General features: G+C 73.7%; 20 protein-coding genes. 9 read left to right on the forward strand and 11 right to left on the reverse strand.

Annotation, left to right across the window (positions count from 1 at the left end; translation table 11 throughout):
- Nucleotides 1–45 precede the first annotated feature (45 nt).
- From ABD901_RS45730 to ABD901_RS45750, 5 genes are all read right to left on the reverse strand, one after another.
- Nucleotides 46–1344, reverse strand: a complete 1299-nt coding sequence (locus ABD901_RS45730) for a zinc metalloprotease (RefSeq protein WP_345137881.1) — start codon at nt 1342–1344, stop codon at nt 46–48.
- A 28-nt stretch (nt 1345–1372) separates the two neighbouring features.
- Nucleotides 1373–1534, reverse strand: a complete 162-nt coding sequence (locus ABD901_RS45735) for a hypothetical protein (protein WP_345137883.1) — start codon at nt 1532–1534, stop codon at nt 1373–1375.
- Between the two features lie 20 nt (nt 1535–1554).
- Nucleotides 1555–2400, reverse strand: a complete 846-nt coding sequence (locus tag ABD901_RS45740; RefSeq protein ID WP_345137884.1) for a sulfite exporter TauE/SafE family protein — start codon at nt 2398–2400, stop codon at nt 1555–1557.
- Nucleotides 2397–3767: a rhodanese-like domain-containing protein gene (locus ABD901_RS45745; protein WP_345137967.1), complete on the reverse strand. Its 1371-nt coding sequence runs from the start codon at nt 3765–3767 to the stop codon at nt 2397–2399. Before ABD901_RS45745 ends, ABD901_RS45740 begins: the two co-directional genes overlap by 4 nt.
- A 93-nt stretch (nt 3768–3860) precedes the next feature.
- Nucleotides 3861–4130, reverse strand: coding sequence for a metal-sensitive transcriptional regulator (locus ABD901_RS45750; protein WP_345137885.1), 270 nt, complete (start codon nt 4128–4130; stop codon nt 3861–3863).
- Nucleotides 4131–4333: 203 nt separating this feature from the next.
- Between ABD901_RS45750 and ABD901_RS45755 the strand changes: the two genes are divergently transcribed.
- The gene (locus ABD901_RS45755; protein WP_345137888.1) at nt 4334–5938 is read left to right on the forward strand and encodes a cellulase family glycosylhydrolase; all 1605 of its coding nucleotides are present in this window, start codon (nt 4334–4336) and stop codon (nt 5936–5938) included.
- 14 nt (nt 5939–5952) lie between these two features.
- Here the strand turns inward: ABD901_RS45755 and ABD901_RS45760 are convergent, their stop codons facing one another.
- Together ABD901_RS45760 and ABD901_RS45765 are read right to left on the reverse strand one after the other, a co-directional pair.
- Nucleotides 5953–6615 carry a hypothetical protein gene (locus tag ABD901_RS45760; RefSeq protein WP_345137889.1) on the reverse strand — a complete coding sequence of 221 codons (663 nt, stop codon included), beginning with the start codon at nt 6613–6615 and terminating at the stop codon, nt 5953–5955.
- Between the two features lie 97 nt (nt 6616–6712).
- Entirely contained in the window at nt 6713–7900 is a 1188-nt protein-coding gene (locus ABD901_RS45765; protein WP_345137891.1) for an alpha/beta hydrolase fold domain-containing protein, read from the reverse strand.
- Between the two features lie 109 nt (nt 7901–8009).
- On the opposite strand from ABD901_RS45765, the gene ABD901_RS45770 reads away from it, so the two are divergent.
- A complete protein-coding gene (locus ABD901_RS45770; RefSeq protein WP_345137894.1) occupies nt 8010–9506 on the forward strand; it encodes an MFS transporter in 1497 nt (498 codons plus the stop codon).
- 33 nt (nt 9507–9539) lie between these two features.
- Here the strand turns inward: ABD901_RS45770 and ABD901_RS45775 are convergent, their stop codons facing one another.
- Nucleotides 9540–10520 (reverse strand): zinc-binding dehydrogenase, encoded by a 981-nt coding sequence (locus ABD901_RS45775; RefSeq protein WP_345137897.1) that lies wholly within the window; start codon nt 10518–10520, stop codon nt 9540–9542.
- Nucleotides 10521–10621: 101 nt separating this feature from the next.
- On the opposite strand from ABD901_RS45775, the gene ABD901_RS45780 reads away from it, so the two are divergent.
- Complete coding sequence (locus ABD901_RS45780) at nt 10622–11260, forward strand: TetR/AcrR family transcriptional regulator (RefSeq protein WP_345137899.1); 639 nt, start codon at nt 10622–10624, stop codon at nt 11258–11260.
- A 116-nt stretch (nt 11261–11376) separates the two neighbouring features.
- Here ABD901_RS45780 and ABD901_RS45785 read toward each other — a convergent pair whose 3' ends face one another.
- From ABD901_RS45785 to ABD901_RS45795, 3 genes are read right to left on the reverse strand one after another with little or no spacing between them, the layout of a single operon-like run.
- A complete protein-coding gene (locus ABD901_RS45785; RefSeq protein WP_345137902.1) occupies nt 11377–11799 on the reverse strand; it encodes an SHOCT-like domain-containing protein in 423 nt (140 codons plus the stop codon).
- Nucleotides 11800–11811: 12 nt separating this feature from the next.
- Nucleotides 11812–12069 carry a hypothetical protein gene (locus ABD901_RS45790; protein ID WP_345137969.1) on the reverse strand — a complete coding sequence of 86 codons (258 nt, stop codon included), beginning with the start codon at nt 12067–12069 and terminating at the stop codon, nt 11812–11814.
- Nucleotides 12069–12446, reverse strand: a complete 378-nt coding sequence (locus tag ABD901_RS45795) for a DUF2089 domain-containing protein (protein ID WP_345137903.1) — start codon at nt 12444–12446, stop codon at nt 12069–12071. The genes ABD901_RS45790 and ABD901_RS45795 overlap by 1 nt, the downstream gene beginning before the upstream one ends.
- A 170-nt stretch (nt 12447–12616) precedes the next feature.
- Here ABD901_RS45795 and ABD901_RS45800 point away from each other — a divergent pair, with 170 nt between their 5' ends.
- From ABD901_RS45800 to ABD901_RS45825, 6 genes are all read left to right on the forward strand, one after another.
- Nucleotides 12617–15148 carry an AAA family ATPase gene (locus ABD901_RS45800; RefSeq protein ID WP_345137905.1) on the forward strand — a complete coding sequence of 844 codons (2532 nt, stop codon included), beginning with the start codon at nt 12617–12619 and terminating at the stop codon, nt 15146–15148.
- Between the two features lie 4 nt (nt 15149–15152).
- Complete coding sequence (locus ABD901_RS45805) at nt 15153–17906, forward strand: helix-turn-helix transcriptional regulator (RefSeq protein ID WP_345137907.1); 2754 nt, start codon at nt 15153–15155, stop codon at nt 17904–17906.
- Nucleotides 17907–17998: 92 nt separating this feature from the next.
- Nucleotides 17999–18133: a hypothetical protein gene (locus ABD901_RS45810; RefSeq protein ID WP_345137908.1), complete on the forward strand. Its 135-nt coding sequence runs from the start codon at nt 17999–18001 to the stop codon at nt 18131–18133.
- 27 nt (nt 18134–18160) lie between these two features.
- A complete protein-coding gene (locus tag ABD901_RS45815) occupies nt 18161–19183 on the forward strand; it encodes a DUF4331 family protein (protein WP_345137910.1) in 1023 nt (340 codons plus the stop codon).
- 36 nt (nt 19184–19219) lie between these two features.
- On the forward strand, nt 19220–20764 hold the full coding sequence (locus ABD901_RS45820; RefSeq protein WP_345137912.1) for a SulP family inorganic anion transporter: 1545 nt from the start codon (nt 19220–19222) through the stop codon (nt 20762–20764).
- Between the two features lie 47 nt (nt 20765–20811).
- The gene (locus ABD901_RS45825) at nt 20812–23322 is read left to right on the forward strand and encodes a cation-translocating P-type ATPase (protein WP_345137914.1); all 2511 of its coding nucleotides are present in this window, start codon (nt 20812–20814) and stop codon (nt 23320–23322) included.
- The last annotated feature ends 87 nt before the right edge of the window (nt 23323–23409 follow it).

A 23409-nucleotide genomic window follows, 5' to 3' on the forward strand; every position in this document is an offset into this window, starting at 1 on the left:
TTGTTATACCGGTATTTGTATACCACGCCCGGTCGGGGAGGTCGCTCAGCAGGTGGTGACGGTGCCGTCCAACGGCAGCCAGTCGGTGGTGACCGAGTTGGCGGGCGGTGCGCTGCCGGGCGTGTACTGCAGCGCAATCACGCGCAGGATGACGTGGATCTGCAGCGTGCCGACCTGCATCGACGGCATCGTCCAGTGGTCCCCGATCAGCACGGTCTTGCCGACGGCGACCGTGTACACGTCATAGTCGACCGAGGCGTGATCGCTCTCCGTCCAGACGTCATCGGTGGAGAACCACGCCTGGACGGTCACCTGCATGTCCCTGGTGGAGTAGTTGGCCAGCGAGTAGGCGCCGTAGACCTGCCCGCCCGCGCACACGTCGAAATAGGGCGACTTGGCGCAGCCGTAGTTGTAGGTGGCGAACACGGAGGCGTAGGTCGTGCCCCCGGACGGGTGGCACAGCGGGCTCTGTGTTCCGGCGCCGCCGTCGCTGACGGGCCCGGCCGGGTCGAGGGCCGTGTTCAGGAAGGCGACGCGGTAGACGTCGCCGCTGCCCGGGTAGAAGTGCCGCAGCCCCGCCAGGTCGTCGGGCAGCGGCGTGATCATCTTGTCCGGCGACCGGTTGATCCAGGGCAGCTGCCCGTAGTTCATGAAGGCCGTGGTGTTGTCCGAGTGGGCGAGCCCGAAGGCGTGCAGGAGCTCGTGCAGCAGCTGCGGCCGGAAGTAGTAGTGATCCACGAGGTCCTTCACGCCGGCCTTGTAGAACTTGTTGCCCTGGTCCTTGTCGGTGTCGCCGGGCGTCTTGAAGTTCCAGCCCGAGATGTGGTCCAGGTCCAGGAAGCCGATGTTCGGGCTGGCCACCGTGCAGGGACTGGGCAGCGGCGGGGTTGCCGTCGACTCGAACGGCACCTCCTGCCCCACGTGCGTCACCCCGTCATCGTCCTTGATGACCGGGGCGAAGCCGAGGTGGATGGTGCCGTCCGACTCGTGGTAGCTGGTCTTGTGGTGGAACGTGGCAGTGGTCGTGGTGACGGAGCTGATGTGTGCGGTCGTCCCGCCCACCGTGTTGAACTCGTCGGTGACCGCGTCGATGGCCGCCAGCATGTTGGAGACCTGAAGGTCCGATCCGAGCAGCGACTCGGTGTGCACGACGATGTGCACGCTGCTCGGATTCTTGATCTTCCTCGACGTGCAGTCGTCGCTCGTGCTCGGCGTGTACGCCTCGGCCGGCGCGGCCATCACCCCGGCCGCGGCCAGGGCGAATCCCACCGCGATCACCAGGCGCGTCCGGCGCATCATGAGATTCATGACCGCCACAACGGGCAGGTCGCCGGCGCGGTTCACCGGGCGCGGGTAGCCGACAGCTCGACGCTCAGCGCCGGCGGAACCAGGACAGCAGGCGAGCGGCCGGCGCCTTGGGCTCGCAGGTGCACCGCTGGGACTGCGGGACGCCGGCCAGGACTGCGTCGACGTGGTTGCCGCAGCCGGTGTAGGTGGCCTTGCCGCAGCTGGAACAGGTGGCGCGTTGACACATGGTTACTCCAAGAGGTCGGTTCAGCGAGCTGGTTGCCGGAAAGCGCGAAAAGCGCGGAAAGCGCAGGCCCCGGCGGCGAGTGCCACGGCGAGACCGCTCCACAGCACCGGGCTGGCGTGCAGTTGCCGGCCGAGGACGAACAGGCCCATGGCCACGACGAACCAGCCGAACGCCTTGCGCAGCGTTTCGGCGGGGATGCGCCCGGCCAGCCGGGTGCCGAGGAGGCTGCCGGCGATCGCGGTGACGGTGACGACGGCGGCCAGGCCCGGGTCGATGCCGGCGCCGGACAGGTGGCCGGCGAACCCGGCGAACGACTGCATGGCGATGACGACCAGCGAGGTGCCGACGGCGATCGGCATCGGCAGCCCGCCGAGCAGGGCGAGCGCGGGCACGACGAGGAACCCGCCGCCGGCGCCGGCGAGGCCGGTGACCAGGCCGACGGCGACGCCGTCCGCGATGACCCGCGGCACCGGCAGGTCGTACGACACCGGCTTGTCGACGCTCGCACGGCGGCCCCGGATCATCGCGGCCGCGGTGGCGAGCATCATGACCGCGAACGCGGTGAGCAGCACGCCGGCCGGGAGGTGCCCGGCAATGCGGCCGCCGGCATAGGCGCCGGTCATGCCGGCGAGGCCGAAGATCAGGCCGGTGCGCCATCGGACGCGGCCGGCCCGCAGGTGCGGGATGACCGCGACCGCGCTGGTGGCGCCGACGACGAGCAGCGAGGTGGCGATGGCCTCCTTGGCGGGCAGGCCGGTGACGTACACCAGCAGCGGCACGGCGAGGATCGACCCGCCGCCGCCGAGCATGCCGAGGCTCACCCCGATCACGGTCGCCAGCGCGGCCGTGAGCACGAGCACCGTCACACCCGGCTCCGTGCCGTGTCGCCGGCGGCGACGGGGAGCCCGGCCGCGGCCGCGTTGGCGAAGTCGTCGTCGACGGCGACGACGCGACGGCCGCCGGCGGCGAGGACCGACGCGGCGATGGAGGCGCGGTAGCCGGACGCGCAGTGCACCCAGACCTCGCCGTCCGGGACGTCGCCGAGTCGCCGCAGCAGCTCGTGCAGGGGCACGTGGACGGTGCCGTCGACGTGCGCCGCGGCGCGTTCGAGGTCGCGCCGCACGTCCAGGACGGCGACCGGCCGGTGGTGGCGCACCTGGGCCAGGTCGGCGAACGTGGCGCGCGGATACGCCGCGAGCTCGTCGCCGCCGGTCCAGTCGGCGGCGGTACCGGTGGCATGCGCGGCCGGCCGGTCGATGCCGATGCGCACCAGCTCACGCTGGGCCCGGGCGAGCTGGTCCGGCGTCTCGGCGAGCAGGGTCAGCGGGGTGCCCCACGGGATGAGCCAGCCCAGGTAGGTGGCGAAGCTGCCGTCGAGGCCGAAGTTGAGCGTGCCGGCAACGTGCCCCGCGGCGAACGCGACCCGGTTGCGCAGGTCGACGACCCACTCGCCGGCGGCGAGCCGCTCGCGCAGCTGGCCGGCGTCGGCGCGCTGCGGCGGCGACAGGTCGGGCTCGCCCGGGCCGGCCAGGTTCACACCGGCCATGTGCGCGTAGTAGGCCGGCCAGGCGTCCAGCCCGTCGAGCAGCTCGTCGACGAACTGCCGTTCGGGCGTGGTCAGGACGGGGTTGGTCCGCTTCTCCCGCCCGATGGTGGACGTCGCGACGTCGGCCTGAGTGACGGCGCAGAAGCTGCCGAACCCGTGCGTGGGGTACACGGCGGCGGCATCGGGCAGCTCGGCGGCGAGGCCGTTGGCCGACGCGTACTGGTGGTGCACGAGCGCCTCGGTGTGCGCCGGGCCGAGCAGGTCCGGGCGCCCGACCGAGCCGTACAGCAGCGACCCGCCGGTGAACACCGCGACCTGCGCCCCGTCCGCCTCCAGGACGTACGCCAGGTGCGTGAAGGTGTGGCCCGGGGTGTGCCGGACCAGCACCCGCATGCCGTCGCCGATGCCGACGACGTCGCCGTCGCGAACCGGCCGCCGGTCGAAGGCGACGGGATCGTCGGCGTTGACGAGGTAGGCGGCGCCGGTGCGGCGGGCCAGGGCGTGCCCGCCGGTGACGTAGTCGTTGTGGACGTGCGTCTCGAAGACGTGGGTGATCGTCACGCCCTCGGCCGCGGCGAGGTCGAGCACGCGGTCGATGTCGCGCTGCGGGTCCACGACGAATGCGACCCGGCCGTCGTGGACGAGGTATGCGCGGTCGCCGAGGGTGGGCGTGTCGATCGGCAGGATCTTCGGCACGGAACCGTTCCTTTCGCACTGCGTGCAGGTTCCTCCCGAGCGTGCCAGATACCCCCGGGGGTATGCAAACGAGCCCTCGAAGCGTTACGCCAGGGACAGGAACAGCTTCTCCAGCTGGGCGATGTCCAGCTGCGGTTGCTTACCCGACTCCTGGTCCGTGACACACTGCCGCAACCCGGTGGCGATGATTTTGAAGCCGGCCCGGTCCAGTGCCCGGGAGACCGCGGCCAGTTGTGTGACGACGTCGGCGCAGTCGCGCCCCTCCTCCAGCATCGCGATCACGCCGCGGATCTGTCCCTCCGCGCGCCGCAACCGCTTGATCACGTCGCCGAGTGCCTCGCCGTCAATCTCCATACCCCCCAGGGTACGTGGCCTGGAAAGTTTCAGCCGCCGGCGCACGTCGGCGGCGGGGCGCGACGGCCACGGATTGACGCTGATCGTGCCCGAGCCCACGATGCGCAGCGAGCGGAGTCGCCGAACTCGTTACGCGAACGGAGTGTCATCCCGTGGGTCTCAAAGCTAACAGGATCAGAAGGGCCGTCGGCGGTGCCGCGGCGTTGGCCGCCGTAGCGGCCACCGCGCTCATCGCCGTCACGCTCAACGCCGGTACGGCATCCGCCGGCACCGGCACCGGCTACCTGCACACCAGCGGCAACAAGATCGTCGACTCGACCGGCGCGACGGTCCGGCTCACCGGCCTCAACTGGTTCGGCATGGAGACCGACAACCACACCTTCCATGGGCTGTGGGCGGGCCGGCCGGCGACCTGGACCCAGCAGCTGGACCACATGGCCCAGCTCGGGTTCAACACCATCCGGGTGCCGTACACCGGCGACTCGCTGCGCGCCGGCGCGGCGGCCACGAGCATCAACACCGACACCAACCCGGACCTCGTCGGGCTGTCCCCGCTGCAGATCCTGGACAAGATCGTCAACTACGCCGGCGGCAAGGGCATGCGCATCATCCTCGACCGGCACCGGCCGACGGCCGCCGGCCAGACCGCCCTGTGGTACAGCGGCTCCGCGACCGAGGCCAGCGAGATCGCCGACTGGCAGATGCTCGCGTCGCGGTACGCGAACAACCCGACCGTCGTCGGCGCGGACCTGTTCAACGAGCCGCACGCGGACGGCACGGAGCCCAACGGCGTCGGCTCCTGCTGGGGCTGCGGCGACACCGCCAAGGACTGGCGGCTGGCCGCCGAGCGGATCGGCAACGCGATCCTGCAGACCAACTCCAATTGGCTGATCTTCGTCGAGGGCGTCAGCTGCGACGGCAACGGCGGATCCCCGAACGTGTACGACAACGTGCCGGACGATCCGATGGCGTGCGGCTGGTGGGGCGGCAACCTCTCCAAGGCGGGCACCTACCCGGTCCGGCTCAACGTGGCCAACCGGCTGGTCTACTCCGCGCACGACTACGGCATCTCGGTGTACGACCGGCAGCCGTGGTTCAAGGACCCGAACTTCCCGAACAACCTGCCCGACGTCTGGGATCACTTCTGGGGGTACCTGTACAAGCAGAACATCGCCCCGGTGCTCGTCGGCGAGTTCGGCAGCACGCTGGCCAACCCGCTGGACACGCAGTGGATGACGAAGCTGATGGCGTACATGGGCAGCGGCGTCAACGGGATGTCGTTCACGTACTGGTCGTGGAACCCGGACTCGGGCGACACCGGCGGCATCGTCAGCGACGACTGGAACACCGTCAACCAGGCGAAGATGAACATCCTCGGCCCGTACCTGATCCCGCCGACCGGCGGCGGCGGACCGACCGGCGGCCCGACCTCCCAGCCGCCGAACAGCTCCCAGCCGCCGACCAGCTCGCAGCCGCCCACGAGCTCGCCGCCGCCGCCGAGCGGCGCCTGCACCGCGACGTACACGGTCACCAACCAGTGGCCGGGCTCGCCGGGCGGGTTCCAGGGCTCGGTGACGGTGAAGGCCGGGACCTCGGCCATCTCCCGGTGGACGGTCAAGTGGACGTACGCCAACGGCCAGACCATCACCCAGCTGTGGAGCGGCACCCTGAGCACGTCCGGCTCCGCGGTGACGGTGACGAACCTGGCGTACAACGGCTCCGTCCCGGCCAACGGCACGACCACGTTCGGCTTCACCGGCACGTGGAGCGGCACGAACGCCGTACCCACGCTGACCTGCACCGCCTGATCACATCCTCCTGATCACATCCTCGAGCTGATCACGTCCTCGAGCCCGGTACGGCCGGCCGCAGCAGCCGGCCGTACCGGGCCCCGGCAAGGACCGTGAGGACGGCGACCGTGGCCAGGTAGGCGCGGTCCAGCGGGCTGTCGGCGTTGGCGACCAGGCCGAAGACCGAGTGCCCCGCGAGTGCCCCGATGCACGCCGCCAACGTGTGGCGGGCGTCCAGCTGCGCCCAGGACGGCGGGCCGGGGCGGCGCGGCGGGGCGGGCCGGGCGGACGCGCACCCGCAGGGCGACGACCGCCAGGACCGCGATCGCGGCGGCAACGCCCAGGACGGCGGGCAGCGCCATGTTGTACCCCGGATCCTCGCCCGGCGGCACCGCGACCCGCAGCAGCGCGATGCCCATGAGCAGCAGGCTCGGGTAGCCGCGGCCGGTGCGGCGGACCACCTCGCGCACGAACACGGCGCCGGCGCTGTAGACGGGGGCGAAGACCAGCCACGCCCAGGCCAGCCGCAGCGGTACCGTGCCCAGCGTGACCTCGGCGACGACCGGCGCAAGGACGGCCAGCAGCAACGCGGCGCGGCAGTTGCGCGGGCGCGGATCGGGTACCGGCGGGAACGCGCCGCGGACCACCGGCCGGTTGACGGCAACGATCAGCGCCGCGAGGACGGCGAGCTGCACGCCGGCTCAGGCGTGAGCAGCGGTGCCGACACGACCACGGCCCCCGCGGCGGCGACGATCCGCCATCGCCGTGAGAAGCGTGCGGTGTAGCCGTCCGTCATGTGCCCGCCGCGCCCGCGGTCGTCGTGCGCAGGAAGTGGCCCACCTGGTCGATGGCTGCGGCGGCCTCCGGCAGGAAGGTCCAGAAGAGGTGGAAGTCGTGCGTGGGCACGGGAAAGATCGACGTTTCGACGGGTACCCCGAACGTCTCGGCGCGCTTCGCGAGTAGCTTGGCCTCCTCGAACACGGAGTCGCCGGACGCGGCGTGGATGAGGAGCGGCGGCAGCCCGGTGAGGTCGGCCCGCAGCGGATCCACGAGCGGGTCGTCGATCGGGTGGCCGTCCAGGTAGGCGTCGGCGAGCACCTTGGCCATCTGGGGCAGGAACGTGATCGGCGAGTCCTGGGACGGCCGGTGCGTGCGGCCGGCGAGATCGACCCACGGGCACAACAGCGCGGCCGCGGCCGGCAGCGCCACGCCCTGCTCCCGCAGGGTGAGCAGCGTCGACATGGCCAGCCCGCCGGCCGAGGAGTCGCACACGAAGGCGATCCGGCCCGGATCCAGGCCGCTGTCGAGCAGCCAGCGGTACGCGTTCAGCGCGTCCTCGACGGCGCACGGATAGGGGTGTTCGGGCGCGAGCCGGTAGTCGATGGCGATGGCCGGCATGCCGGCCGCCGCCGCGATGGCGCCCACGAGGTGGCGGTAGCCGAACGCGGAGCCGGCGATGTAGCCGCCGCCGTGCAGGAAGAGGATCGTGGCGTCCGACGCCTCCGGTGCGGACAGTCGCAGCGCCGGCACGCCGCCGGCGACGGTGGCGGTGACCGCGACCTCGGCCGGTGGCGAGAACCGGCCGTGCAGCTCCTCGGTGGTGGCCCGGATCCGGCCGAGGTCGGCGACGTTCGCCGTCGCCTCGACCCACGGCTGCCAGATGCTGGTCATGCGCGCGGCAAGCTCGCCGCCGACCGCCCGGGTCGCGGCGATCGCCTCGTCCGCATCGGTCAGGAGGGTGCGGGCGCGGGTCAGGAGCGCCTCACCGGCCAGGGTGAGCTCGACCCGCTGGGTCGAACGCCGGAACAGCTCGCATCCGATGAGCCGCTCCAGGCTGCGGATCTGGCGGCTGAGCGAGGGCTGGGACAGGAACAGCCGTTGCGCGGCGCGGCTGAAGTTCAGCTCGTCCGCGACCGCGACGAACGAGCGCAGGTGCCGCAGCTCGACGGTCTCCGGCGCGGGCGCGGCGATGTCGGCCATGATCCCGATTCTCGCGTACCGGCGGGTCGCGCGCGATGCGTGCGGCGTATCAACGTCATGCACGATCGGCCTTTCCCTGCGACCCGTGCCCCTTGCGAGGCTGGTGCTTATGCAAAGTCGTGACCCGCGCCTCGCGCTCGCGCTGCTGTCCGTGCCCTCGCTGTTGATCGCCATCGACATCAGCGTGCTCAGCGTCGCCCTGCCGAAGATGGCCGCCGACCTGCACCCGTCGCCGACGCAGCTGCTGTGGATGAACGACATCTACGGGTTCATGGTGGGCGGCACCATGATCACGATGGGCGCGGTGGGCGACCGGATCGGCCGGCGCCGGCTCATCCTGATCTGCTCGGCGGTCTTCGCCGCCGTTTCGGCGCTCGCGGCGTTCTCGACGACCCCGTGGATGATCATCGCGACACGGGCGGTGATGGGCGTCGCCGGCGCCGCGATCATGCCCGCCTCGATGGCGCTGATCGGCCGGCTGTTCCCGGACCCGAAGCGCAGCTTGTCGGCCATGGGCGCGTACATGACCTGCTTCCTCACCGGGATGGCCATCGCGCCGCTGCTGGGCGGCCTGATGATCGAGCACTGGTGGTGGGGTTCGGTGTTCCTGCTGGGAGTACCGGCGATGCTGCTGACCCTGGTCGCGGCGCCGCGCCTGCTGCCGGAGGTCCGCAACCCGGCCGCTGGGCGTATCGACCTGCGCAGCGCGGCGCTGTGCCTGGCCTCGATCCTGCTGGTCGTCGCCGCGCTCAAGATGACCGTGAACGGCGGCTGGTCCTGGCCGCCGCTGGTGCTCGCCGTGGTCGGGGCCGGGCTGGGGGTGTTGTTCGTCCGCCGCCAGCGAGCGCTCCCAGACCCGCTGGTCGACCTGTCGCTGCTGCGCCAGCCGGGCGTGGCCCGGGTGATGTGGGTGCTGTTCCTGACCGCGATGCTGATGGGCGGTACGTCGCTGTTCATCGCCTTCTACCTGCAGTCCGCCCGCGGCCTGTCGCCGTTGCGCGCGGCGCTGTGCCTGCTGCCCTCGATGCTCGCGATGATCGTGGCGTCGAACCTGGGACCCTGGCTGGGCCGGCACGTCCGGCCCTCTCGGGTCGTCCTGGGCGGCCTGCTGGTCATGGCCGCCGGGTTCGTGGCGTACGCCGTCATCCCGGCGGGGCCGTCCGGCGTCGCCGTCGTGATCTGCGGCAGCGTTTTGGCCACCGCGGGCATCGGGGCGGTGTTTCCGTACCTCATGAACGACGTCATCTCTCACGCACCCCAGGAGCGGGCAGGATCCGCGGCATCGTTCACCCAGACCGCCAACGAGATCGGCATCGCCACCGGGCTGGTCGTGCTCGGCAGTATCGGCACAGTCGTCTACCGCCGGCGGCTGGCCGCCGGCGCCGGGCACGCCGACGGCTCGTGGGTGGACGGCTTCCGGCGGGCGGGCGACCTGCACGATCCGGCCCTGCTGCATCACGTCCAGGACGCCTTCGTCGCCGGCTTCCGTGCGACCGGCCTCTTCGGTGTGCTGGTGATGCTCGTCGTGCTCATGTTGCGGCTGAGCCCGACCGCCGAGGACCCGGTCGCCACTCAGGGGCAGGCGGAGCAGGTGCCGGTCGCATGACGCCGATCGTCACCCGGGCGCTGCTGCTGGTGATCAGGGCACCAGGGCCAGCTTGCCGACCGTTGCGCGCGACTCCAGTTCGGTGAGCGCCTTCGGGCCGTCCGCGAGGTCGTACGCGGTGGGCCGGGTCGGCGTGAGCACCCCGGCGCCGATGAGTGCGAAGAGCTCGCCCATCACCGCGCCGAAGATCTGCGGCGCGGCCTGGATCAGCATGCCGATGTTCAGGCCGATGAGCTGGATCTGGTGCCGATAGACCAGTTCCCAGTTGGTGATCGCGGCCTCGCCGCCGGCCGTGCCGTAGACGACGACCCGGCCGGTGACCCGCTTGGCCGCGGCCAGGCTCGCGCCGAAGGTGGCGCCGCCGGCCGACTGCAGCACCAGGTCGGCGCCGGCGCCGCCGGTCAGCCCCAGGACCTCGGCGGCGAGGTCCGGGCCGCGGGAGTCGAGCACGTGGTCGGCGCCCAGCGCCCGCAGCGTCTCGTGCTTGCCCGGCGAGGCGGCGGCGATCACCGTCGCGCCGTAGTGCTTGGCCAGCTTCAGCGCGGCCTGGCCGGTGCCGCCCGCCGCCGCGTCGATGAGCACGGTCTCGCCGGCGGCGAGCCGCCCGAGCGGCCGCAGCGCCGCCAGCGCGGTCGGCCAGCTCACGACGAGGCCCAGCGCCTGCTCGTCGCTCCAGCCCGCGGGCACCGGCACCGCCGCGACGGCGGGCAGGGCCATGTACTCGGCGAACGCGCCGCCGCCGATCCCGGCGCCGATGACGTGCGCGCCGGGCCGCAGGCCGGTGACGTCGTCGCCCACGGCGGTGATCTCGCCGGCGGCCTCGAAGCCGGCCAGGTACGGAGGCTGCGGGCCGCCCGGGAACTCGCCGCGGGACTGCAGGACGTCGCCGAAGTTGACGCCCGCCGCGGTGACCCGGATCAGGATCTCGCCCGCGCCCGGGCTGGGCACCGGCGCGTCGGTGATCAGGCGGAGGTCCTGTGGGCCGTTCGACGACGTCTGCTGCAGGGCACGCATGGCGGCTTCCTTCCGTCCTATTATTTATCGAACGACCAATAAAGTCCCACGCGGGGAAGGCGGCGGTCAAGGTAAACTTGATCGAACGACAAAGAAAAGCGATGGGTGACGAGATGGCTACTCGCGGCCGGCCGCGCGCGTTCGACCCGGACGTCGCCCTGCGCCACGCGCTGGACCTGTTCTGGGAGCGCGGCTACGAGGGGACCTCGCTCAACGACCTGGCCGCGGCGATGGGCATCGCCTCGGCCAGCATCTATGCGTGTTTCGGCAGCAAGGAACAGCTGTTCCGGCAGACCATGGCGCTCTACGGCGCCACCGCGGGGGAGCCGCCCCGGCGGGCGCTGCGCGAGGAGCCGACGGCCCGCGCGGCCATCCACGCCATGCTCCGCGCCACCGCCGACCAGATCACCCTGCCGGACGCGCCGCACTACTGCATGCTGATCCTCGCCGCACCGACCGGCGCCGTGGAGAACCACCCGGTGCGGGAGTTCCTCGCCGACCTGCGCCGCGACATGTTCGCCACGATCAGGGACCGGCTCGCCCGCGGCGTCGCCGACGGCGACCTCGCGGTGCCGGCGCCCGGCCTCGACGGGATCGCCCGCTACTACACGACCGTGGTGCAGGGGCTGTCCATCCAGGCCCGCGACGGCGCCGACCGGGCCGAGCTGGAGACCGTCATCGCCTGCGCGATGGCCGCCTGGGACACGCTCGCGCGCCCCGCTCGGGACGGCACGCGGTAGGTCGCGCGCCGCGCGCCGTCGCCGAGCATGAGTGGCTAGAATCCAAATTCGCAGTTCAACAGCGCTTCGCAGTAGCGGGCGCGGACCCGGGAGGGTGTTCCAGCACCCTCTCGGGTCTACTCGCAGAAGACCCGCAGCTTGGCGTCGGGCTGGTCGATGTCCACGGTCATCTCGTCGAGGTGCTCCACGAGCGCCTCGAGCTGTTCGGGCTTGAGCTGCGTCAGGTCGATCGGCACGCCGGATTCGGTCAGCTTGGTGTTGGCCGCGGTCAGTGCCTTCGGCGGGATCAGGGCCGCCAGCTGCACCCCGGCCCGCAGCAGCTGCAGCGGCACGCGGATGTTGATGTGTCCGGTCTCGTCGTTCTCGACCGTGTTCATCATGACCCGCAGGTACTTCGGCTTGCCCTTGGGCCGGACGTCGAGACTCGCCGCCGGCGCCGGCAGGTCCCGCTCGAGCGCGGCGAGGAGCCGCTCCGCCTCATCGGCGGTGATCTTGCCCTCGGCGAGCATGTCGAGGATGTCCTTGCGCTGTTCGTTCATCGGACCCTTCTCCTATCGGAAAGCTACGAGCACGCCCATGCGGTCGTACTCCATGTCGAACCGGGTGCCGGACAACGCCCAGACGATGCGCCATCCGGTGCCGAACGCCCGCGCCACGCTGACGCGGAAGATGAGACAGGCCACGACCGCCCCCAGGGCGGCCAGGACCACGAGCGGCGAGAACACGAGCAGCACGGGAAGCACCGGCACCCAGATCCGGATGGCCCGGCGCTGCGGCCGCTTGAACCGCAGAGTGACCAGCTGTGGCATCACGACCGCCCCTCCAGCTCGGACAGCGCCTCCTGCGCGGTGATCTCGCCGCGGCGCAGCCGATCGATGACGTCGGCCTGCGGCGGCGCCGGGTCGGTCTCGACGAAGTCGAGCATCTGGGCGACCCGGTTCAGCCGCGATTTGATCGTCGGGTAGCTCACCCCGAAGATCCGCTCCATCTGCTTGATGGACCCATGGCTGCGCACGAACGCCGTGACGAAGATCTGATCCTCGACGCTGAGCTGCGCCAGCTGCGGCAGCTCGAACTCGCCTTCGATCGCAACGCCGTTGCTCGCAAGCCGCACCCGCTCGACGACGAACGGCTGCCCCCGCGTCAGGTTCGTGAGCTCCTGCCAGTCCATCGTTTGTTCCGTCATATCTCAGTTGTACTCGTATCAGAGTTCAATTTTCAAGATGTTGATCTTAATTTTCTTAATCTCGGGACGCGGGGATGGCATGCGGTGGCGCGGCGGCTGCAGTCGGTTGACGCTAGGCGGGTTCCGCGGCGCGTCGCTACGGTCCGCAGGACGCGCGAAGGGAGTGGCGGATGGGTGGCGGGGCGCCGGTAGCGGCCGGTTTGTTCGGTCGGGACCGGGAGCTGGCAGAGCTCGCCGCGCGCGTGGCGGCCGCCGCCGGAGGCCATGGCGACGCCGTGGTGGTGCTCGGCGAGCCGGGGATCGGCAAGACCGCCCTGCTGGCGGCGGTGCGCCGCGATGCCCGCGACCGGGGGCTGCTGGTCCTGAGCGCCACCGGCGTCGAGTCGGAGGCGGCGCTGCCCTTCGCCGCGCTGCACCAGCTGCTGCGGCCGGTCCTGGCCGACGCGCCGCTGCTGCCCGCGGTGCAGCGTGAGGCGCTGTTGTCGGCGTTCGGGCTGCTGGAGGCCCGGCGGCCGGAGCCGGTCCTGATCTCGCTGGCCGCGGTCAACCTCGTCGCGCGGCTGGCGCAGCGCCGCGCGGTGGTCGTGCTGGCCGACGACGCGCAGTGGCTGGACCCGCAGTCCCACGACGTGCTCGCCGTCCTGGCCCGCCGCGCAGGCGAGGCGGCCGTCGCCGTCGTCGCCGCGATGCGCACCGGCTACGACCGTCCGCTGCTGGCCGCCGGGCTGCCCGCCCTGAGGGTGGAACGGGTCGACGACGAGGCCGCGTCGGCCATCCTCGACCGGCACGGCGGCGGGCTCAGCGCCGCCGATCGGCGGCGGGTGCAGGAGGAGGCGCTCGGCAACCCGCTGGCGCTGCTGGAGCTGCCGGCCGCGATCCGCGCCGAGGCCGAAGCGCACCGGCCGGCCGGCGGGGATCGCCCGGTCGGGCTCACCGTCCGGCTGGAGCGGGCCTTCGCCGGCCGGCTCGCCGACCTGCCGTCGCCGACCCGCGACGCGGTGCTGGTCGCCGCCTGCGACTCCGGCGACACCGTCGAGGAGGTCGTGGCGGCCGCGGCCGTGCTGGCCCGATTGCCACTGGACCGGCAGGTCCTCGCACCGGCCGTCGACGCCGGCCTGATCGTCGCCGACGCCGTGCGGGTCGAGTTCCGCCACCCGCTCGTACGGTCGGGCGTGCTGCAGGCCGAGCCCGTCCAGCGGCGGCTGGCCGCGCATGCCGCGCTGGCCGACGTGGTCGCCGACGCGTTCCGCCGGATCTGGCACCGGGCGCAGTCGATCGCCGGCCGGGACGACGCCGTCGCCGACGCGCTGGAGGCCGCCGCCGCAGCCGCCGTGGATCGCGGCGCGCGGGCCTCGGCGGTGCAGTGGCTGGAGCGGGCCGCGCAGCTGACCGTCGGCGCGGGCCGGCGGGGGCACCGGCTGCTGGTGGCGGCCGAGCACGCCTTCGGCCTGGGCCGCACCGACGATGTGGGGCGGCTGGTCCGGGCGGCGTCGCAGCTGGAGCTCGGTGCCCTGGACGTGGCCCGGCTGGAGTGGCTGCGCGAGATCTTCAGCGACGGCACGCCCGGCGATGCCGCCAGGGTGGTGCAGCTGTGCGAGCTGGCGCAGGGGCCGGCGGCCGGGGAGGACGCCGACCTCGCGCTGAACCTGCTGCTGGGGGCCGCGTTGCGCTGCTGGTGGGCGGACACCGGCCCGGCGGCCCGGGCGACGGTCGTCGCCGCCGCCGAGGCCCTCCCGCAGCTGCGCGCCGACCCGCGGCACCTCGCCGCCGTGGCCGTCGCCGAGCCCGTGCTGCAGTGCCGGGAGGTCTTGCGGCGGCTGGACCGGGTGGCGGCCGACCACGCCGGCGCGGAGGCCCTGCGACTGTACGGGATGGCCGCGCACGCCGTCGGCGACGAGACCCGCGCCGCCGACTTCCTCGCAGCGGCCGAGACCGAGCTGCGCGAGCAGGGCCGTCTCGGCCTGCTGCCGCAGGTGCTGAGCATGACGGTGCAGGTGTGCCTCGAGCTCGGCGACTGGCCCCGGGCCAGGGCCGCCGCCGCGGAGGGCCGCCGGCTGGCCGAGCAGACCGGGCAGCCGGTGTGGTCGACCGGCACCATCGCCTGCGACGCCCGGGCGGACGCGCTGCGCGGCGACGTCGACGCCGCGCTGCGGCTGGCCACTCGGGCCGAGCTGGCCGCCTCGCCCGGCCGGCTCAACGACATCCTCGCCGTAGTGCAGCTGGCCCGAGGGGCGATGTGGTTCAGCGAGGACCGTTTCGACGACGCCTTCGCCGAGCTGCGCCGCCTGTTCGACCCGCTCGACCCGGCGTTCCACCGCCGCGAACGCTTCGCCGGGGTGATGTTCCTGGCCGAGGCGGCCGTGCACGCGGGGCGCGCGGAGGAGGCGCTCGCCGTCGTCGAGGAGCTCGAGCAGGTCGCGGCCGCGCAGACGCCGTCGCCGCTGCTGGCCGTGCACCTGCTCTACGCTCGGGCGGTGCTGGCCGCGGACGCGCAGGCAGAGGCGCTGTACCTCGTCGGCCTGGGCGCGGACCTGACCCGGTGGCCGTGGGTGCGGGCCCGGCTGCAGCTGGAGTACGGCCGCTGGCTGTGCGGGCACGGCCGGGCGAGGGCGGCCGCGCCGCTGCTGGCCGCGGCGCTGGCCACGTTCGAGAAGATGGAGGCGGCCGCGTGGGTACGCCAGACCCGTGCGCTGATGGAATGACCTCATGACGGGGGCGCACCTGTTCGGCCGGGACGACGAGTTGCGGGTCCTCACCGGCCTCATCGAGGCGGCATCCGACGGCGGCGGTGCCGTCCTCGTGCGCGGCGAGGCGGGCATCGGCAAGTCGTCGCTGCTGCGCGCCGCCTGCACCTACGGCCGCTCGACCGGCGCCGAGGTGCTGCACACCACCGGCGTCGAGGCGGAGGCCCAGTTGCCCTTCGCCTGCCTGCACCAGCTGCTGCGCCCGTTGCTCGGCCGGGCCGGCACGCTGCCCGCGCGGCAGCGTGCGGCCCTGCTCGCCGCGTTCGGCATGGACGACGGCGCCGCACCGGAGCCGTTCATGATCGCGCTGGCCACCCTGAGCCTGCTCGCCGACGCCGCCGCGAACCGGCCCGTGGTGGTCGCCGTCGACGACGTGCAGTGGCTGGACCGGCCCACCCACGAGGCGCTGGCGTTCGTCGCCCGCCGTGTCGGCGCCGACCCGGTCGTCGTCATCGGCACCGTGCGCGCCCGTCATGACGGCCCGCTGCTCGGCTGCGGCCTGCCGGTGCTCGAGCTGGCCGGCCTCGACGACACGGCAGCCCGCCAGCTCATCGCCGTGTCCGCCGCCGGCCTGCCGGCGGCCAGCCAGGAACGGATCCTGTTCGAGTCGCTGGGCAACCCGCTCGCCCTGGTGGAGCTGCCGGCCGCCTGGCGGCAGACCGCGGAGTTCAGCGCCGAGCATGTGACGGGGTCCCTGCCGCTCACCGCGCGTCTGGAGCAGGCGTTCGCCGGCCGGCTGGCCGGCCTGCCGCCCGACACCCGCGACGCGCTGCTCGTCGCCGCCGTCGACAACGCCGAAGACCTGGCGGAGATTCTGGCCGGGGCCGCGGCGCTCACCGGCGGTCCCGTCAGCACCCACGTGTGGACGCCGGCGGTCGACGCCGGGCTGGTCCGCGTCGACGAGACCCGGGTGGTGTTCCGCCACCCGCTCGTGCGCTCCGGCATCCTGCAGGTCGAGCCGCTGCCGCGCCGGCAGGCGGCCAACGCCGCGCTGGCCGGCGTGCTCGCCGACGAGCCGTACCGGCGCGTCTGGCACCGCTCGCAGTCGATCGTCGGCCCCGACGACGCCGTCGCCGACGACCTCGAGGCGACCCACACGATCCCGCTGCGCCGCGGCGCGATCCTTGCCGCCATCACGTCGCTGCACCGCTCGGCCCAGCTGACCGGCGACCCGGCCCGCCGCGGCCATCGCCTGCTGCTCGCGGCCGAGCACGCCTTCGGCCTCGGCCGGGCCGACCTCGTCGACCGGCTCACCGCCGCCGCCGACCGGTGTCCGTTGTCCACATTGGATCGAGCCCGGCTGGCGTGGCTGCGAGAGATCTTCAACGACGGCGTACCGGGCGCCTCCGCGCCCATCCTGCGGCTGTGCGACGCCGCGCAGGCCGCCGCGGCCGCCGGCGACCGGGCCCTCGCCCTCAACCTGGTGCACGGCGCGTCGCTGCGGACCTGGTGGGCGGCGGCCGGCCGCGAGGCACAGGACCACATCGTGGCGACGGTCGACGCCCTGGGCGGCGATGGCGCCGAACCCAGGGCGGTGGCCACCGTCGCCGTCGCCCACCCGTGCACCGAGGCCGAGCGGGTCCTCGCCGCGCTCACCGCGATCGTCCCGGAACAGGTCGGCGACCCGGCCGCTCTGCACCTGTACGGCATGGCCGCGCACGCCGTCGGCGACCCCGAGTCGGCCGTCGACTGCTTCCAGCGGGCCGAGCGCCACCTGCGCGAGCAGGGCCGCCTCGGGCTGCTGTCACAGGTGCTCACCATGCAGGTCCTCGACCGGCTCGAGCTCGGCGAGTGGGACCGGGCCGTCGCCGCCGTGGAGGAGGCCCGTCGCCTCGCCGCCGACACCGGCCAGCCGATCTGGGACACCGGCTCGCTGTCGCTCAACGCCATCGTGGAGAGCCTGCTCGGCGACGCCGACGTCGCACACGACATGGCCGGCCGGGCCGAGCGGGCCGCCGGCACGCAGCGGCTCAACAACCTGCTCGCCTGCGTCCAGCTGGCCCGCGGGTTCGGCCTGATCCGCGCCGGCCGGCACACCGACGCCTACCACGCGATGCGCCGGCTGTTCGACCCCAGCGACGCCGCCTTCCACGAGTCCGAGCGCTACCACGCGCTGGCACCGCTCGCCGAGGCGGCCCGCCACGCCGGCCTCGAACACGACGCCCGCCCCGTCGTCGCGCGCATGGCCGAGCTGGCCGCGACGGCGCCGGCCCCGACCCTGCTGGTCCACCTCGACTACGCCCGGGCCGTGCTGGCCGCCGACGAGGACGCCGAACCGCTCTACCGTGCGGCGCTGGCCCGCAACCTCACCCGCTGGCCCTGGCACCGGGCGCGGCTGGAGCTCGCCTACGGCTCCTGGCTACGCCGCCGGCGCCGCATGACCGAGTCGCGGATCCCGTTGCGCGCCGCGCACACCACGCTGGAGCTCATCGGCGCCGCCACATGGGCGGCGCAGGCCGCCCTCGAGCTGCGCGCGGCCGGCGAACGTCCCGCCGCCGCGGCACCGGCGCTGCACGAGGTGCTCACCTCGCAGGAGCTGCAGGTCGCCCGGCTGGCCGCGCAGGGCCTGTCCAACCGCGAGATCGGCGAGCGGCTCTACCTGTCGCCCCGCACGATCAGCTCCATCCTGTACCGCATGTTCCCGAAGCTGAACGTCACCTCCCGCGGCCAGCTCGCCGCCCGGCTGGGACGCGACGGAGCCGCAGTCACCGATTGACGCTGCAGTCGCCGACTGCCCCGCAAGGGCGCCGGCGACTGCAGTCGAACGACGGCAGCGACCGCCCGGCCGCACCGGCGACGCTCTTGGCCATGGACGACATTGCCAACACCGCGAACCCGGCCGGTGACCCGGTACCGCAACAGCTCCGGTTCCTGTTCAACCGCCCCGACGACGTGCGGGTGCGGCACCTGCCGTGCGCGCTGCCCGACGACCTCTGCGCCTGACCGCGCCGTCCAGGAAGGAGACCACACATGTCACACCACCTCGACTCGCCGCAGGCCCGCCAGGACCCGCGCCTGAACATCACCGACCAGTACCTCTTCGACGCCGACGGCGCGACCGTCCTCGTGATGAACGTGCGCACGTCGCTGGCCGGCGACACCTTCACCGACCCGTTCCACCCCGAGGCCCGCTACGAGTTCAAGATCCACCTCGACGGCCGGGACCGGGAGGACCTCACCTACCGCTTCGCCTTCGGCGCCGAGGCCGACGGCGCGCAGCCCTACACCGTCGAGCTGCTCACCGGCGCGGCCGCGACCGACGACGCGGCTACCGGCATCGTCATCGCGCAGGGCCGCACCGGCGAGCCGACCACCACGGCGCACGGCGGCGCGGTCTGGGCCGGCCACGCCGTCGAGCCGTTCTACCTCGACCTGACCCTGCTCGACGCCGTGGACCGCACGGTGCTGCACGGCGGCGACGAGGACCTCACGCACTGGGTGGCCGGCGTCGCACAGGACACCTTCGCCGGCTCGACGGTGCGCTCCATCGTGCTGACGCTGCCCGTCGGCGGCAGCACGCTGTACCGAGGACGCCACATCGCCACCTGGAGCACGACCAAGCTGGCGACCGACGCCGGCGGCTGGCGCCAGGTCGGGCGCGCCGGGCTGCCGATGATCTGGCCCATCTTCCGCGACGCCGACGGCGACGCCGCCAGTCACGCCAACGAGACCCACCCGGCCGACGACGCCGCCAACTACGCCACCGCGATCGGCGACCTGGTCGCCTCCGTCGTACGCCGGCGCGGCACCGCCGACCGGCCCGAGGTCCACGCCGCCGGCCTCGTCGAGCGGATCGTGCCCGACCTGCTCGGCTACGTCGTCGGCAGTCCGGCCCAGTTCGGGTTCGTCGCGTTCAACGGCCGGCGGCTGGCCGACAACGCCCCCGAGATCATGTTCTCGCTCGCCACCAACTCGGCCATCCCGGGCGGCCTGCGCGCCGGGGACCGCAAGCGCAGCCAGGATGCCTTCCCGTACGTCGTCCCGGCCGCCTGACCGAGCCGCCGACCCGACCCGAGGGGTGCGAGCGACATGTCCACCGCCGCCATCCGGACCGAGCTCATCGCCGCGTTGACCGCGGTGGCCCTGCTCGCACCCGAAACCGTCGCGTTCGCCCAGATTGCTGGGGTACCACCCGCTCAGGGACTGGCCGCGGCACCGCTGTGCGTCCTCGCCTACGCGGTGCTCGGCCGGTCCCCGCGGCTCATCGTCGGCGCCACCGCCGCCACCGCGGTCATCACCTCGGCCGCGGTGGCGGGCCTGGCCGCCGACCCCGACCGGCGGGCCCGCCTCGCGGTCGCACTCACGCTGCTCACCGGCGCGATCCTGCTCGTCACCGGCCTGCTGCGGTGCGGCTTCGTCGCCCGGTTCCTCGCACCCGAGGCGCTGCGCGGGTTCCTGTTCGGCCTTGCCGTCGTCATCGTCGTGCGGCAGGCCGCCGTCATGGTCGACGTGCCCACCCGCACGTCCAATGCGTTCGTCCGCGGCTGGGACACCATGAGCGCCCTGCCGCACTGGCACCCGGCGTCCCTCGCGACCGGCCTGGCGGCGCTGGCCGTCCTGCTCGTCCTGGAGACCCGGCTGCCCCGCATCCCCGCCACGCTGCTGGTGCTCGTCGCCGCCGCGGCCGCCTCCGCCGCGCTGCACCTGCGCGAGCACGGCGTCGCACACGTGCCGCGCGTCCCCGCCGGCGTCCCGCTCCCGCGCCTGCCCGAGCTCGACGCGGTCGCCTGGCTGGGGCTCGCGCCGACCGCCGCCGGCCTGGCGCTCATCGTCTTCGTCCTGGGCCACGGCATCGCCGACCGCCTGCGCGACCCCGGCGAGCCGCCCCTCGACGCGGACCGCGAGATGACCGGCCTCGGCGCGGCCAACCTCCTCGCCGGTGCCGTCGGCGGGCTCGCGGTCAGCGGCAGCCCGTCGGTGAGCGTCGCCGCGCACGCGGCGGGCGGCCGCACGCGCTGGCTGCCGGCGATGACCGCCGGGCTGATGCTGCTCGTCGGCCTGGCACTCACGCCCGCCTTCACACTCCTGCCCGAGCCGGTGCTCGCCGCCGTGGTCATCATGGCGGTCCGCCCGTTTTTGGCCATCGCGCCGCTGCGCGCCTACCTCGCCCGGGACCGGCGCGCCCTGGCCGTCGCCGCCACCGCCATCCTCGGGGTCACCACGCTGACCCTGATCCCCGGGCTGCTCATCGCCGTCGCCCTGTCGCTGCTCATCTACATCGCCGACGCAGGCCGCCTGCGCGTGTCCGAGCTCGGGAGCGCCGGCGTCACCGTCCTGCGCCCCGACGGCCAGCTCTTCTTCGCCAACATCGACCGACTGGCCGCCGCCGTCGACGCCGCGCTGGCACGTCCGGGCACCGCGATCGTCCTGGACCTGACTGCCAGCTTCGACCTGCGCCTCGGCGTTGTCGAGGCGCTCGAGGCGATCAGGCGTCGCGTTGCGCGTCACGGCCGCACGCTCGCGTTCGCCCATCTCTACCTCGGGGCCCGGGACGCCGTCGCCGCCAGCGCCCTGGCCGACGTCCCGGCATACCGGAGCGTCGACGAGGCCGTTGCCGGCCTGCCCGTCCATTGACGAAGCCGACGCATAGGTACGCAACCGGCGATTGTTACGCTCGCAACGTGGCGCAGTCGCTGCTCAGTGAGCCGCCCGTACACGCCCTGCCGGCGGAGGCGGTGCTGCAGGGGCTGGGCTCCGGCCCCACCGGCCTGGACCCGGCGGCCAGAGCGGATCGGCGGGCACGGCACGGGCCGAACGTCCCCGGCGGCGCCCGGCGGCCGAAGCGGTGGCTGCCCGAGCTCGCTGAGTCGTTCACCGAGCCGCTGCAGTTGCTGCTCATCGCCGTCGCGGTGCTCTCGGCGGTGTTCGGCGAGCTGTCCGACGCCGCGGCGATCGCCGCCGTCATCGCCGTCGTGGCGGTCCTGGAGACCAGCACCGAGATGCGTGCCGCCCGATCGATCGAGGCGCTGCGGGCGATGACCGCGCCGACCGCCCGACTGGTCACCCCGGCCGGCGTGGACGAAGTACCGTCCGCCGACCTGGTGCCCGGCGACGTGATCGCCGTCGAGGCCGGCGACCTCGTCCCCGCCGACGCCCGTGTCCTCGAAGCGCACGGGCTGCGGGTCGACGAGTCGACCCTGACCGGCGAGGCCGCGGCGGTCGGCAAGAGCGCGCTGCCGGTCGGTGAGGACACGCCGCTCGGCGGCCGGTCGAGCATGCTGCACGCCGGCACCGCGGTCGTGACCGGCGACGGCCGCGCGGTGCTCACCGCCACCGGCGCCGACAGCGAGCTCGGCCGGCTCGGCCGGCTCGTCGCCGACACCAGGGAACCGCCCACCCCGCTGCAGCGCGCCCTGTCCCAGCTCGCCAGGACCGTCCTGGTCATCGCCGTCGCCGCCAGCGTCGCCGTCCCGCTCGTCGGCGTGCTCGCCGGCCAGCCGGTGCGCGACATGCTGCTGTCCGGGCTCACGGTCGCCTTCGCCACCGTCCCGGAGGAACTGCCCATCCTCGTCGTCGTCCTGCTCGCCGTCGGCGGCCGGCAGCTCGCCCGCCGCGGCGCGCTGCTGCGCCGCCTGCGGGCCGGGGAGACGATCGGCGCCGTCGACGTCGTGGTCACCGACAAGACCGGCACCCTGACCGAGAACCACCTCCGGCTCACCGAGCTCGTCGGCGAGCGCCGATCGATCCTCAGCGCCGCCGTCGCCGCCTACCCGCCGGGCGGCCGCGAACCCATGGAGCAGCAGCTGCTCGCCGCGGCCGCCGACGACGGCATCGCCGCGCCCGGTCCGGCCGTCGCCGGGCATCCGTTCGACCCGCACCGCAAGCTGCTGAGCCGCCTGCACCGCGCCGGCGGTGACGGGCTGCGGCTGGCCGTGGCCGGCGCGCCCGAAGCCGTCCTGGACCGCTGCGCCCTCGACCCCGCCGAGCGGGACCGCCTCGACGCCCTCGTCGACGAGCGGGCTCGCCGGGGCCTGCGCGTCATCGCCTTCGCCGACCGGACCCTCGCCGAGGCGCCCCGCGACCGCGACGACGCCGAGGCCGCGCTGCGGTACGTCGGGCTCGCCTGCTTCACCGACCCGCTGCGCCCCGACGTCGCCGACGCCGTCGCCACCCTGCACGGTGCAGGCGTCGCCACGATCGTCGTCACCGGCGATCACCCCGGCACCGCTGCCGACGTCGCCGCCCGGGCCGGTCTGCCCGCCGGCCACCTGGTCGCCCGCGGTGACCGCCTCGCCGACGCCACCGACGCCGACCTCGCCCCGCTGCTCACGCACGGCGCCGTGATCGCCCGCGCCACGCCCGCCGTGAAGCACCGCCTCGTGCAGGCCCTGCAGGCCCGCGGGCACACGGTCGCAGTCACCGGCGACGGCGCGAACGACGCGCCCGCCCTCGCCGCCGCCGACGTCGGCATCGCCATGGGCCGCCGTGGCGCCGACCTCGCCCGCGCCGCCGCCGACATCGTCCTGACCGACGACGCGTACCCCACCGTCGTGGCCGCCGTCGCCACCGGCCGCAACATCAGCGCACAGCTGCGCCGCGCCGTCGCCTTCTACCTCGGCGCGAAGGTCGCCCTCGTCGTCGTCCTGCTCGCCGCCCTCGCCGCCGGCCGGCCGGCGCCGTTCGCGCCGGTCCACATCGTCCTGCTCGAGATCTTCATGGACCTCGGAGCCTCCGTCGCCTTCGTCGCCGAACCCGCCGCACCCGACGCCATGCGCCGCCCGCCGCGGCGGGCCGGCACGCGGTTCCTCGACCGTGCGGGGCTCGCGGCCATCGCCACCGTCGCGGTCACCCTCACCGCGGCGACCCTGCCCGCCTACCTGCTGCTCGCCGGCACCGGCACGGGCACGGCCCGTTCCGCCGCCGTACTCGGGTGGCTCGCCGGGCACGCCCTCATCGCGTGGACGTTGCGCACCCGACCGGCGCTGTCCTGGCGTACCAACCCTGCATTCCCGGCCTGGGTAGCCTCCGCCGCCATCGTCGGCCTGATCGCCGCACTCACCCCCGCCGGCCGGGTGCTGCACCTCACGCCGCTGACCGCCGGGGCCGTCGCGGGCGTCGCCGGCGCCGTCGTGGTCGCCGTCGCGCTCGCCACCGCCGCCGGTCGCGCCCTACGGCTGCGGGGCCGGCTCTGACCAGGAGGCCGCCTTGAGGCAGTCGCGGATCGCGTGTAGGAACAGCGCCGCGTCCCGGCCGTTGACGAGCCGGCGGCCGCGTCGGGC

The organism is Dactylosporangium darangshiense (assembly GCF_039537565.1).
In the GTDB taxonomy this organism is placed as follows: Bacteria; Actinomycetota; Actinomycetes; order Mycobacteriales; family Micromonosporaceae; genus Dactylosporangium; species Dactylosporangium darangshiense.